At 75.5% G+C, this 13,043-nt stretch carries 8 protein-coding genes; 2 read left to right on the plus strand and 6 right to left on the minus strand.

Annotation, left to right across the window (positions count from 1 at the left end):
• Nucleotide 1: 1 nt before the first annotated feature.
• From ACH4B3_RS16945 to purN, 3 genes are all read right to left on the minus strand, one after another.
• Nucleotides 2-1,453, minus strand: coding sequence for a RodZ domain-containing protein (locus ACH4B3_RS16945; RefSeq protein ID WP_398463623.1), 1,452 nt, complete (start codon nt 1,451-1,453; stop codon nt 2-4).
• A 106-nt stretch (nt 1,454-1,559) separates the two neighbouring features.
• Nucleotides 1,560-3,161, minus strand: coding sequence for a bifunctional phosphoribosylaminoimidazolecarboxamide formyltransferase/IMP cyclohydrolase (gene purH, locus ACH4B3_RS16950; RefSeq protein ID WP_398463624.1), 1,602 nt, complete (start codon nt 3,159-3,161; stop codon nt 1,560-1,562).
• The gene (purN, locus tag ACH4B3_RS16955) at nt 3,158-3,802 is read right to left on the minus strand and encodes a phosphoribosylglycinamide formyltransferase (RefSeq protein WP_398463625.1); all 645 of its coding nucleotides are present in this window, start codon (nt 3,800-3,802) and stop codon (nt 3,158-3,160) included. The genes purH and purN overlap by 4 nt, the downstream gene beginning before the upstream one ends.
• A 600-nt stretch (nt 3,803-4,402) precedes the next feature.
• On the opposite strand from purN, the gene ACH4B3_RS16960 reads away from it, so the two are divergent.
• Nucleotides 4,403-5,296: a hypothetical protein gene (locus ACH4B3_RS16960; RefSeq protein ID WP_398463626.1), complete on the plus strand. Its 894-nt coding sequence runs from the start codon at nt 4,403-4,405 to the stop codon at nt 5,294-5,296.
• A 590-nt stretch (nt 5,297-5,886) separates the two neighbouring features.
• Here the strand turns inward: ACH4B3_RS16960 and ACH4B3_RS16965 are convergent.
• A complete protein-coding gene (locus ACH4B3_RS16965; protein WP_398463627.1) occupies nt 5,887-8,346 on the minus strand; it encodes a DUF6350 family protein in 2,460 nt (819 codons plus the stop codon).
• A gap of 1,787 nt (nt 8,347-10,133) precedes the next feature.
• Here ACH4B3_RS16965 and ACH4B3_RS16970 point away from each other — a divergent pair.
• On the plus strand, nt 10,134-10,574 hold the full coding sequence (locus tag ACH4B3_RS16970) for a hypothetical protein (protein WP_398463628.1): 441 nt from the start codon (nt 10,134-10,136) through the stop codon (nt 10,572-10,574).
• Nucleotides 10,575-10,708: 134 nt separating this feature from the next.
• On the opposite strand, the gene sucD is transcribed toward ACH4B3_RS16970, so the two are convergent.
• A complete protein-coding gene (sucD, locus tag ACH4B3_RS16975; RefSeq protein WP_398463629.1) occupies nt 10,709-11,593 on the minus strand; it encodes a succinate--CoA ligase subunit alpha in 885 nt (294 codons plus the stop codon).
• Between the two features lie 21 nt (nt 11,594-11,614).
• Nucleotides 11,615-12,790 carry an ADP-forming succinate--CoA ligase subunit beta gene (gene sucC / locus ACH4B3_RS16980; RefSeq protein WP_398463630.1) on the minus strand — a complete coding sequence of 392 codons (1,176 nt, stop codon included), beginning with the start codon at nt 12,788-12,790 and terminating at the stop codon, nt 11,615-11,617.
• Nucleotides 12,791-13,043 lie beyond the last annotated feature (253 nt).

The raw sequence follows: 13,043 nt of genomic DNA on the forward strand, positions 1-13,043 counted from the left end.
TTCACCCCTTGCCGGGGTCGTCCGCGGTGTAGGACAGTCGCTGAACCTGGCCGGACGGGAACTCCTCCCGGACCTTCTCCCCGTTCACCACGAGTCGGATCCGGCTCGCGTCGCCGAGGACGAGTTCGACCTTCTCCTCGTCGGTGAAGGTCCTGGTCTCGCCCTGCCGGAGGAGTCCGTCGAAGAGCAGTTCACCACGGTGGTCCCTGGCCGAGACCCAGCTCGTTCCGTCGCCGCTGACCACGACCGTGACCCCGCCCTCCGGCGCGTCGGGGGTTCCGCCCCGCCCTGGCACGGGCTGCGAGCCGGTCGGCGACCCCGGTCCGGCCGGCGACTCCTCCCGCGGGGATGTCGTCACGGACGCGGACGAGGAGGCCGGCGCCTGCCGTGATCCCGACGGGGTGGCGGACGGAGCGTCGGCGGAGTCGTCCTGGTTCACGAGGAGGACGGCGCCGCCGATGAGCGCCCCCGCCGCGACCGTGGCCACGAGCGCCACCGCACTGGTGCGCTTCCGTGACGGCCTCGGCCGAGCGGGCCAGCCGGGGTCGTCGTGGGGCGGCACGTCCCATGCCGCGCTCACCACTCCGTCGACCAGCGTCGGTTCCGCCCCGGCGCCCACCACCTGAGTGGTCCGGGCGGCCAGCAACGCGACGCACCGTTCGGCGGCCTCGGCCGCGGTCGGCCGGTCCGCGGGCTCCTTGGCGAGGGCGCGCTCCAGGATCTCGGCGAGTGCCGCCGGGACCCCGTCCGTGTCCGCCGGTTCGGACATGACGCGGTAGGCCACCACATCCGGGGCGCCGGTGCCGAACGGCATCCTGCCGGTGGCGGCGTAGGCCACGAGCGCGCCCCAGGCGAAGACGTCCCCCTCCGGCCCCGCCTCGCCGGTGCGGTAGACCTCCGGACTGATCCAGCCGGGGGTGCCGGTCACCATGCCGGTACGCGTCACGCTGGTGCCGTCGAGCGCGTGGGCGATACCGAAGTCCAGGACCCTGGGGCCGGCCGGAGTGAGAACCACGTTCTGCGGCTTCAGGTCGCGGTGGATCACTCCGGCCTGGTGGACCGCCGCGAGCGCGGTGACGGTACCGACGGCGAAGGCGTACAGGCTGCCGCCGGTGAGCGGCCCGTGGGCCGCCACGTGTTCGTCGAGGGTGGGCCCCGGTGCGTAGGCCGTGGCCAGCCATGGGCGCTCGGCCTCGGGGTCGGCCGCGAGCAGCGGCACCAGGCAGGGGCCGGACACCCGGCGGGACAGCGCGACCTCACGCCGGAACCTGGCGCGGAACTCCGGATCCTCGGCCTGCGCCGGGTGGATGAGCTTGACCGCCACCCGGAGCCCGGCGGGATCGAGGGCTGCCAGGACGGTGCCCATCCCGCCCGCGCCGAGCCGTCCGATGATCCGGTAGGGGCCTATCCGGGCCGGGTCACCCGGCTGGACGGGACCGATACGAGCAGGCAACGAGAGCTCCCGTGGCTGAGGGGAACGGCGGTGTCCCGGCGGCCGCCGACGGACGGCGGCCGCGAGGCCGCGCCCTCGGTCGGGGCGCGGCCTCGGTCGGTACCGATCAGTGGAAGAAGTGCCGCGTACCGGTGAAGTACATGGTCACGCCCGCCTTCTCGGCAGCCGCCACGACCAGCTCGTCACGGACCGAACCACCCGGCTGCACCACGGCCTTGATCCCGGCCTCGGTCAGCACCTCCAGGCCGTCCGGGAACGGGAAGAACGCGTCCGAGGCGGCGTACGAGCCGGCCGCGCGCTCCTCGCCCGCCCGCTGCACCGCGAGCCGGGCCGAGTCGACCCGGTTGACCTGGCCCATGCCGACGCCGACCGTCGCCCCGCCCTTGGCGAGCAGGATCGCGTTGGACTTCACCGCACGGCAGGCGCGCCAGGCGAAGGCCAGCTCGGCGAGGCCGTCCGCGTCCAGCGCCTCACCGGTGGCCAGCGTCCAGTTGGCCGGGTCGTCGCCGTCCGCCTGCAGCCGGTCCTTGGTCTGGAGCAGCACCCCGCCGTCGATCGGGCGGAGTTCCCGGGGCTGCGCGGGGGCGTCGGCGACCCGCAGCACCCGGATGTTCTTCTTGCGGGCGAGGATCTCGACGGCGCCGTCCTCGTAGTCCGGGGCGACGATCACCTCGGTGAAGATGTCCGCGACCTGCTCGGCCATCGCCACCGACACCGGCCGGTTGACCGCGATCACTCCGCCGAACGCCGACAGCGGGTCGCAGGCGTGGGCGTTGCGGTGCGCCTCGGCGACGTCCGCGCCGACCGCGATGCCGCACGGGTTGGCGTGCTTGATGATCGCCACGCACGGCTGGTCACCGTGGTCGTGGGCGGCGCGCCGGGCGGCCTCGGTGTCGACGTAGTTGTTGTACGACATCTCCTTGCCGTGCAGCTGCTCGGCGTGCGCCAGACCGCTGCCGGTGCCGTCGGTGTACAGCGCGGCGGGCTGGTGCGGGTTCTCGCCGTAGCGCAGCACGTTGCCGCGCGTGAAGGTGGCGCCGACGAACTCGGGGAAGCCGGAGTCGTCGGCCGCCGCGTAGCCCTCGCCGAACCAGTTGGCCACCGCCACGTCATAGGCGGCGGTGTGCTGGAACGCCTCGGCGGCGAGCCGCTTGCGGCGGGCCAGGTCGAAGCCGCCGTCCGCGACCGCCGCGAGCACGTCGGCGTACCGCGCCGGGTTGACCACCACGGCCACGGACGGGTGGTTCTTGGCGGCGGCGCGGACCATCGACGGGCCGCCGATGTCGATCTGCTCCACACACTCGTCCGGGCTCGCGCCCGAGGCGACGGTCTCCCGGAACGGGTAGAGGTTGACGATCACCAGCTCGAACGGCTCCACGCCCAGGTCGGCCAGCTGCGCCCGGTGGGCCTCCAGCCGCTGGTCGGCGAGGATTCCGGCGTGCACCCGCGGGTGCAGGGTCTTCACCCGGCCGTCCAGGCACTCGGGGAAGCCGGTCAGCTCCTCGACCTTGGTGACCGGCACCCCGGCCGCGGCGATCTTCGCGGCGGTCGAGCCGGTGGACACCAGCTGGACACCGGCCGCGTGCAGTCCCTGCGCCAGCTCCTCCAGGCCGGTCTTGTCGTAGACGCTGACCAGAGCGCGGCGGATCGGGCGCTTGCCCTCGGAGCCCTCGGGGTTACTGCCGGAGGCGGTCACGGGTGCGGTCACGGGATTCTTACCTTTCGTCCCTCGATGCGGTAGCCGTTGCGGGCCAGGCGCCCCACGACATCGACGAGCAGCGAGCGCTCGACTTCCTTGATCCGCTCGTGCAGTGCGGATTCGTCGTCCTCGTCCCGGACCTCGACCACGCCCTGGGCGATGATCGGGCCGGTGTCGACACCGTCGTCGACGAAGTGCACGGTGCAGCCGGTCACCTTCGCGCCGTACGCCAGCGCGTCCCGCACCCCGTGCGCCCCCGGGAAGCTGGGCAGCAGCGCGGGGTGGGTGTTGACGCACCGGCCGCCGAAGCGGGCCAGGAACTCCGGCCCCACGATCTTCATGAACCCGGCCGAGATCACCAGGTCCGGCCGGTGCGCCGCGGTCGCCTCGGCGAGCGCGAGGTCCCAGTCGGCGCGGGTGGCGTGGTCCTTCACCCGGCACACGAAGGTCGGGATGGAGAGCCGCTCGGCACGTTCCAGGCCCTCGATCCCGTCCCGGTCCGCGCCCACCGCGACGACCTCCGCGCCGTAGACGGCGGCGCCGTGGTCGGAGATGGCGTCGAGCAGGGCCTGCAGATTGGTGCCCGAACCGGACACGAGGACGACCAGGCGGGCCGGAGCCGGCGGGGCGGGAGAAGGCGGGGAGGCCACGGCGGGGCTCTTTCTCACTGGTGGTGCGGGGCTGTCAGCGGGAGTGCGGGGCGGTGTGGGTGGCGGTCGGCGGTGTCTGCGGCGCGGTCGGCGGTGACCTCGCGATCTCTTTGTGCGGTCGTACAAGCGTGCAGAGGGTCCGATTCCGGGGAACTCTACGAAGCCGCCGACCGCCAGCAACGATACCGGCACCCGTTCCCGGCCCCGACGGCGTGGCGGAGCTCCCCCCGGAGGCCCCCTACGGGACGGGGGCGCACCCGGGAGGTAGCGTCTGGACTGCGAATCCATCCGTCGCCGTGGTACCGACCGCCCCACCCACGCAGCACCGCGGGGCCCGTCCGGGCGGTGCGGACGGCACGAAAGAGGAGCACGGCGGCACTCACCGCGCCATCCGGCCGTTCAGTAGTCGGATACGCGGAAATCGCCTCCGGGCGCCTCTCGCGTATCGCAGACGCCGCCGCACCCCGTACCGTGCCCGGCGTGCAGGACGACGACACAAGGGGAAGACACACTCCACATGCCGCACCGACGCCGCCGCGCGGCCCACTGCCTCACCCCGGTCCCCGACTCCACCGAGGGGCGGCGATGAGGGGCGCCCGGATGCCGCACGCGCCGCTGCTGCGGGAGCGGCAGTCGCCTTCGTCCTCCCCGTCGCCCGGCGGCCAGGACGACCACAACCCGTTCGCCCCGCCGCCGGAGGGCAGCCCGGACCGGCCCTGGCAGCCCCGGCACCAGCCCACCGGCGACCCCGGGGGCAACGGGGGCGGCAACGGCTCCTGGGGCCCGGCCGGCGGACCCGACGGCAACGGCGGCCGGGGCCCCGACGGCGGCCAGGGCGACGGTTCCGGTGACCCGGGCGACGGCTCGGGCGGGCAGGACGACGGCTCCGGCGGCCCGCAGCAGCCCCCGCGGCAGCCGCCCGCCTGGGGCAGCCAGTGGAGCAGCCGGCAGCCCGGCCGGCAGAGCGGCGGCTGGGGCGGCAACCAGGGCGAACGGCCGGGCGGGCAGAACGGCCAGCGCGGCTCCGGTCCCCGCTGGGATCCCACCGACCCGGCCCAGCGGCGCGCCCGGTACGCCCTGCTGGCGGGCATGTGGGCGTTCTTCTTCGCCCTCTTCAGCCTGCCGGAGATCGCCCTGCTGCTCGGTGCGCTCGCGCTGTACTGGGGCATCAGCTCGCTGCGCGGCAAGCCGGGCCGCGCCAGGCCGGACCGTGCGGCAGTGGCCCCGGACGCCCCGCCGCCGGCCCCGGACGCCCAGCGCGCCGCTCTCCCGGCCCCCCGCGCGGGCGGGCGGAAGCCGCAGGCCACCGCGGCCATCAGCGGCCTGGTGACCGGTGGTATCGCGCTGGTCATCGTGGCGGCGACCTACAGCGTCCAGCTGGTCTACAGCGACTACTACAGCTGCGTGGACGACGCGCTGACCAACACCTCGCGCGAGCAGTGCGAGGACAAGCTGCCGGAGCAGCTCCGGCCGCTGCTCAGCACGGACGACTGACGACATCGGCCCGCCGGCCCGCCGCTCGGCCACCGGCGTCGAGCGGCGGGCCGGCGGGCGTCGGAAGCGGTGCGTACCGGGCCCGCGGCGTACGGCGCCGGCGGTCGCCGGTGTGCGGCCCCGGCCGTCACCGGTGTGCGGCGCCGGCCGTCACCGGTGTGCGGCGCCGGCCGTCACCGGTGTGCGGCGCCGACGGTCACCGGGCACCTGCGGGTGCCCGGGTCCTTGCTTCCCGGTTCCGGGGCCATGCTTTCCGCCTCCCGGGCGCCTTGCGGGTGCCCGGCGCCATGTGTCCGGCCCGGGACCTTGCAGGTGCCGGGCCATGCGCCCCGCCTTGCGGGTGCCTTCCGGATGCCTGGTGTCATGCGTCCCGCTTCCCGGAACCCCGCGGGTGCCCGGGCCCCTGCGTCCCGCCTCCCGGGCGCCTTCCGGATGCCTGGTGTCATGCGTCCCGCTTCCCGGAACGCCGCGGGTGCCCGGGCCCCTGCGTCCCGCCTCCCGGGCGCCTTGCGGGTGCCCGGTGTCATGCGTCCCGCTTCCCGGAACCCCGCGGGTGCCCGGGCCCCTGCGTCCCGGCGCCGGGGCGGGCGCTACATCCCGCCCCCGGGCCGGTCGGCCTCCGGCGGTTCGGCGGCGGGTCCGCAGGGGAACCGCGGTTGATCGGCCCACTCCCGGCCGGGTTCCCCGGCCCCCGCCCACGGGTCCTCGTCGTCCGCCCACCGCTCGCCGGCCGGATCCGCACCGCCCGGCCATTCCGCCCGCTCCGACCACTCCGGGGAGTCCGCCGGGTCCGCGAAGACCGGCGGGTCCGTGGCCGGCCTGCGCACCGGCCCCATCCTGCTCCGCAGGCGGGCCACCGTGCCCTCGACCCGCAGCCCGGGCACCGGGCCCTCGCGGTACCCGTAGCCGGGCGGGCCCACTGCCGGGTCCGGGTCGCCGGCCGACTCCGGGCCGGGCCGCGGATCCGGTTCGGGTTCCGTCCAGCGGTCGACGTCCGGCTCGTCCGGCAGGAAGGGCCCCGGAACCTCCGGCGCCCGGGCGGCCTCCGCGGGCGGCTTTCCGGAGGCCACGCGGGGGACGTCGCGGCGCGGCCGGCGGCGGCGCGGGGTCACCGCACGGGCCGTCCGCCGCCCGGTACGACCGAGCGTTCCGCACAGTCGCCGCCAGGGTGCCGAGGCGGTGAGCCGGCGGAGACCGGTCGGCGGTGGCGCGGTGCCGGCCGCCGCGGCCGCCGCCTCCGCCCGGCGACGGGCCGCCCGGTGCACCAGACGGAACCAGCGGAGCGCCAGCGCCCCGGGCACTCCGATCAGCGCGCTCCAGCCCAGGGCCGCACCGCCCGCCTGCCACCAGCTGGGGCCGAAGTCTGCCAGGGCCCGGGCCCCCAGCGGTCCGCCGGAGACTCCGGCCAGCAGGGCGGCCGCCAGGCCGCAGCCGCAGGCCGCGAGGGCGGCCGTGACCGCGGTCTCCCGGTGGTTCCAGGGCTTGGCGGCACCCTCCGCCGAGGTGTACTCCGACGCTCCGCCCAGGTACCGGCGGGCCGAGCGCAGGGAGCGGCTGAGCCAGCAGGGCGTCAGGGCCCGCAGGCACCGCCGGGCCCAGGGTGTCCGGACGGTTCCGGTCGCCCCGGAGGGCCGAGGCCGGACGGCACGCCGGACCGCACGGGAAAGCCGCCCGGACCGGCCGGGCCGGCGGGAGCGGGCAGGCGGGGCGGGCTGCTCCGGTGGCCCGTCCTCGCCCGCCGCCCGGCCGCGTGCTTCGCCCGCTCCCCCGGCCGCTGCGGCGGTCCTCCCCCGCCCGGCTCCCGCGCGGCCCGGCGGCTCCGGGGACGGGCCCGGCACGGTGCCCGGCCGGTCCGGGGGCGGGCCCGGCGGGTCCGCGGGTTCCGCTCGGGTGTGCGGGATGCGCACCCGGGGCACGGGCCGCAGCGCCGCGCTCGACACGAACCAGGCCACCGACAGCCCGACGGCGAGCGGCACCAGCCCCGCGAGCAGCCAGTGCAGCACGGTGCCGTCCGGATGCTCGTCCGGCAGCGCGGCCAGCAGCGGGAAGCGCGGCAGTTCCGGGTAGCCGGTCATGGCGAGCGGCGCCACGGTGCTGCCCGCGCCGATGGTGAAGCCGGGCCCCAGCCCGTAGATCCCGGCCCAGACGACCGCGTTGGGCAGCAGGACCAGGCTCAGCACCAGCACCGCCAGCCGCCCCGACCAGGCGCCGGTGAGCTGGGCGAACGAGGCGTGCACGGCGCCCGCGTGACCGGCCAGCGACACCACGGTCAGCAGCGCCCCGGTGCCGATCAGCGCCAGCATCCCGGCCCCGGTCGCGCGCAGCGCCGCGGACAGCCGGCGCGGGGTCAGCCAGTCCGGGGCGTGCAGTGACCGGGCCAGCCGTACCCCACCGGGGACCGGCAGGGTGGTCAGCAGCCTCCGCACGGCCGTCGGCAGCAGGACGTAGGGGCGTCCGCTCCCGGTCCAGGCGCCCGCCGCGACGACCGCCACGGTGACCACGGGCAGATGCAGCAGCGCCCCCAGCGGCTGGACCCGCACCGGACCCTCCGCCGCGTACACCACGGCGGCGAGACCGACCAGCAGATAGCCGCCGGTCACCCAGGCGATGGCGCGGCGCGGAACCAGCGGCGGGGTGGAGAGCGCCAGCACGGCGGGCGGGGCGGTGAGCGCCGACCCCCCGGAGACCGGCTCCGGAGGTTCCAGGGCGTGCCGGGCGGCGCGGTGCAGCAGCCACAGGGGCAGTGCGCTGATCAGCAGCGGATTCAGCCCGATGGGGGCCGAGCCACCGCCGACCGACTGGGGGCGGGCGAGTTCCGCGCCGTGCGCCAGCAGCCACAGGTCGGCCGCGACGTGCAGGGCGCCGCTCGGTCCGCTGCCGGCGTACGGCGAACCGATCCACAGCGCCAGGACGACCACGGCGATGGTGCCCAGACCGAGGCAGGCGGCCACCACCCCGCTGAAGAACGCCTGCCCGACCGCAGAGGTGTCACGCGACGCGGAGTAGCCGCGCGAGGACAACGAGGGGCCCCGATCGGTCAATTGGGTCACCGGGCCATGCTCCCAAGAACATCCCTTTTGTACATGTAGCAGGCGAATAGTCGCCGTGTCGCCCACCATATGTTTATGCACTTTTCCTCACAGTCTGGGAGTGGCGAGACATGACACGAGGGAGATCCGGAGCCGGCACCGCGCGCCACCCGTCGGGCGGCACGCCCGGCAGCGCCACGAGCCGCTCGTCCCGGCGGGCGAGGCGGGACGACGCCGCGGGAGGCAGGGCGGCCGGGACACCGGAGCAGCCGGCCGCACGGAAGACGGCGGGGACCGCGGGACGCCCCCCGGGCCGCACCGGCGGACGCGACCCCGGCCGGGCGGGCGCGGACCGGGACGCGGACGAGCCACCGGAGCGGACTCCGCCCCCGTCCCCGACCCGGCCCGCCGCCCCGGACGGACCGGACCCGGGCCCCGCGCCGCCACCCGCGCCCGGCACGGAGGACGACGACACCCTCCCGCTCCCCGTGGTGCCGCCCTCCGCGGACGGCCCGGCCGCGGATCGGAGCCCGGCCGGGAACGGCGGCCCGGGCACGACGGAGACGGCGGCCGGGACGGGCAGTCCGGATGCGACGGAGACGGCGGCCGGGACGGGCAGCCCGGATGCGACGGAGACGGCGGCCGCCGCGGGCCCGCCGGACCCGGTCGCTCCGGGCACGGCCGGCACCCCGCCGGAACCGGATGCCGCGAGCGCCCCGGCAGGCGCCGGTTCGGCGAGCACCGCGGACGCTCTGGCGGACCCTGGTACCGCGAGCGCCGGTACCGGGCGCACCGGGGGCACCCCGGTCGCGGCGTTCGAAGCGCTCTACGGGCGGCACGCGCCGTCCCTCGTCCGCCAGGCGTATCTGCTCACCGGCGATCCGCGTATCGCGCGCCGCTCGGTGGAGTACGCGTTCCAGCTGGCCTGGCAGCGCTGGCCCGAGGTCGCCGTGGACCGCGACCCGGCGGGCTGGATACGCGCGGCCGCCTACGAGTACGCCCTCTCCCCGTGGCGCAGGCCACGCCCGGGGCGCTCCAGCCCCGTCGCGGCCCCGGCGGACCGCTCCGATACCGGCGACAGCACCGCGCCGGCCGGCCCCGCCGCCCCGACCGGGGACACCCGGATATCCGCCGGCGACGATGCCGGGGCACCGGCCGACCGCGCTGCCGGGGAGCCGCTCCGTGATGCCACCGGGGAGCCGGCCCGCGGCGGACGGCGCTCCGGCGGGCAGGCCGAACAGACCGATCAGGCCGATCGGACCGAACAGACCGAACAGACGGAGCAGGCCGATCAGCCCCGGCGCACCGGGCTGCCCAGCGGCGCACAGCCGCCCGGCCACCGGCGCCGCGCGGTGAGCCCCGGGGGCGCACGGCCCGGAGACGGACCACCCGAGGAGGGCGGCGCCGGGGGCGCACACCCCGGGCACGAACCGCCCGAAGACGACGGCACCGGGCACGAACCGCACGGAGACGACGGCACCGGGCACGAACTACACAGAGACGGCAGCGCCGGGCGTGAGCCGCGCGTTGACGCAATCACCCGGCACGAACCGCGCGGGCCGCGCACAGGCCGAGGCGCCCGGCGCGAACCGCGCGAAGGCAGGGGCGCGGCGGCGGACGAGCGGACGGGCGGCCGGGGCACCGGGGCCACCGACCCACCTCGGTCCGCCACCCCAGGCGAACCGCCTCCGCCCACCGCCACAGGGGAACCACTTCCGTCCACCGCCGCGGGCGAACCGCCTCGGCCCACCGCCGCCGGGGAACCGCGGCCCCGGACCGACGTCTCGTCCCCGGCGCTCCTGGACGCCGTGCTGCGGCTGCCCCGCCCCTACCGGCGCGCGCTGTTGCTCCACCACGGTGTCGGCCTCGGCCTTCCGGAAACCGCCGCGGAGACCGAGGCCACCACGACGGCCACCGCCAACCGGCTGCGGCACGCCCATGAGGCGCTCGCCGAGCGGTTGCCCGAGCTGCGCGCCGCCGGCCCCGCCGAACGGGGCCGCATCCTGCACCGGCGGCTCGCCGAAGCCGCCGCGGCCCAGCCCCTGACCACCCGGCCGGCGCGGGTCGTGCGGACCGAGGGGGAGCGGGCCGCCCGGCGCTGGACCCGGGCGGCGATCGGCCTGCCGGTGCTGCTGGCGCTCGCCGCCGGCCTCGCGCTCCTGGCCGCCCAGGGCGGCGGGTCCACCCCGGACCCCGGGCCCGCGCAGCCGCCCGCCAGCACGCCGGCCGCCCCCGACCGGGCGCGCTGAAAGGCCGCGGGCCCGCACCCCTGGTGGGGTGCGGGCCCGCGGTCGCGCGGTCTCGCCGCGTTCCGGGACTCACCGTCCTCCCGGCCGTACCCGGCAGGGCACGGCCGGAGGGCCCGGCCGGAACGGTGCCTCGCTCAGCCCTGCAGCGCGGCGCGCGCCAGGCGCGCGGTCTCGGACGGGGTCTTGCCGACCTTGACGCCCGCGGCCTCCAGGGCCTCCTGCTTCGCCTGGGCGGTGCCGGAGGAGCCGGAGACGATGGCGCCGGCGTGGCCCATGGTCTTGCCCTCGGGCGCGGTGAAGCCCGCGACGTAGCCGACGACCGGCTTGGTGACGTTGGCCTTGATGAAGTCCGCGGCCCGCTCCTCGGCGTCGCCGCCGATCTCGCCGATCATCACGATCAGGTCGGTGTCGGGGTCGGCCTCGAAGGCGGCCAGGGCGTCGATGTGGGTGGTGCCGATGATCGGGTCACCGCCGATCCCGACGCAGGAGCTGAAGCCGATGTCGCGCAGCTCGTACATCATCTGGTAGGTCAGGGTGCCGGACTTCGACACCAGACCGATGCGGCCGGGCTTGGTGATGTCGGCCGGGATGATGCCCGCGTTGGACTGACCCGGGGTGATCAGGCCCGGGCAGTTCGGGCCGATGATGCGGGTCTTGTTGCCCTTGGCCTGGGCGTGCGCCCAGAAGTTGGCGGTGTCGTGGACCGCGATGCCCTCGGTGATCACGACGGCCAGCGGGATCTCGGCGTCGATCGCCTCGATGACCGCGTCCTTGGTGAACTTCTCCGGCACGAAGATGACCGTGACGTCGGCGCCGGTCTTCTCGATGGCCTCGGCGACGGAGCCGAAGACCGGGATCTCGGTGCCGTCGAAGTCCACGGTGGTGCCGGCCTTGCGCGGGTTGACGCCACCGACGATGTTGGTGCCGGAGGCGAGCATCCGGCGGGTGTGCTTCTGACCCTCGGAGCCGGTCATGCCCTGGACGATGACCTTGGATTCCTTGGTGAGGAAGATAGCCATGGTGTTGGTGTCCCTCGTCCCTTACTTGGCAGCCAGCTCGGCGGCCTTCTCGGCCGCTCCGTCCATCGTGTCCACCTGCTGCACGAGCGGGTGGTTGGCGTCGGTGAGGATCTTGCGACCCAGCTCCGCGTTGTTGCCGTCGAGGCGCACGACCAGCGGCTTGTTCACGTCCTCGCCCTTGGACTTGAGGAGCTCCAGGGCCTGCACGATGCCGTTGGCGACCGCGTCACAGGCGGTGATGCCGCCGAAGACGTTGACGAAGACGGACTTGACGGCCGGGTCGCCGAGGATGATCTCGAGACCGTTGGCCATGACCTCAGCGGAGGCGCCGCCGCCGATGTCGAGGAAGTTGGCGGGCTTCACGCCGCCGTGGTTCTCACCGGCGTAGGCGACGACGTCCAGGGTCGACATGACCAGGCCCGCGCCGTTGCCGATGATGCCGACCTCGCCGTCGAGCTTGACGTAGTTGAGGCCCTTGGCCTTGGCCGCGGCCTCCAGCGGGTTGGCGGCGTCCTTGTCCTCGAGCGCGGCGTGCTCCGGCTGGCGGAACTCGGCGTTGGCGTCCAGCGACACCTTGCCGTCCAGCGCGATGACCCGGCCGTCGGCGACCTTGGCCAGCGGGTTGACCTCGACGAGGAGCGCGTCCTCGGCGACGAAGGTCTTCCACAGGGTCTGCAGGATCTCGACGACCTGCTCGGCGACCTCGGCCGGGAACTTCGCGGCCTCGACGATCTCGCGGGCCTTGGCCTCGGTCACGCCCTGGGTGGCGTCCACCGGGATCTTCGCCAGCGCCTCGGGCTTGGTGGCCGCGACCTCCTCGATGTCCATGCCGCCCTCGACGGAGGCCATGGCCAGGAAGGTGCGGTTGGTGCGGTCGAGGAGGTAGGAGACGTAGTACTCCTCCGCGATCTCCGGAGCGGTCTCGGCGATCATCACCTTGTGGACCGTGTGGCCCTTGATGTCCATGCCGAGGATGTCGGTCGCGCGAGCGACCGCCTCGTCCGGGGTCGCGGCCAGCTTCACGCCGCCGGCCTTGCCACGGCCGCCGACCTTCACCTGGGCCTTGACGACCGACTTGCCGCCCAGCCGCTCGGTGGCCTCGCGCGCCGCCTCAGGCGTGTCGATGACTTCACCGGCCAGCACCGGTACACCGTGCTTGGCGAAGAGGTCCCTCGCCTGGTACTCGAACAGGTCCACGCGCGTCCGTCCCTTTTCCTGGAAATCGCGGTTCGTTGTCTGCGCGGGCGTGCCGCGGGGGCAGCGTGAGGACGCGATCTTTTACGAGGGCGGCACACGTGCGCCGGGTACGCGGCATGTCCGCCACGCAGGTTATCCCCGCGGAAGGCCCGCCCCTAAATCACAGGTCACACTCACGCGGTGATTACGGTCACAGGTCGCGGTAGGTACCACGCATACCTATACGCCCGGCGACCCGCGTACGACGGCCGGG

Origin of the sequence: Streptomyces sp. NPDC018031 (genome assembly GCF_044327625.1) — a bacterium.
Taxonomy (GTDB): domain Bacteria; phylum Actinomycetota; class Actinomycetes; order Streptomycetales; family Streptomycetaceae; genus Streptomyces.

Coding starts and splice junctions, on each gene's coding strand:
- ACH4B3_RS16960 (WP_398463626.1), top strand. CDS start 4,403: ATGCCGCACGCGCCGCTGCTGCGGGAGCGGCAGTCGCCTTCGTCCTCC.
- sucD (WP_398463629.1), bottom strand. CDS start 11,593: ATGGCTATCTTCCTCACCAAGGAATCCAAGGTCATCGTCCAGGGCATG.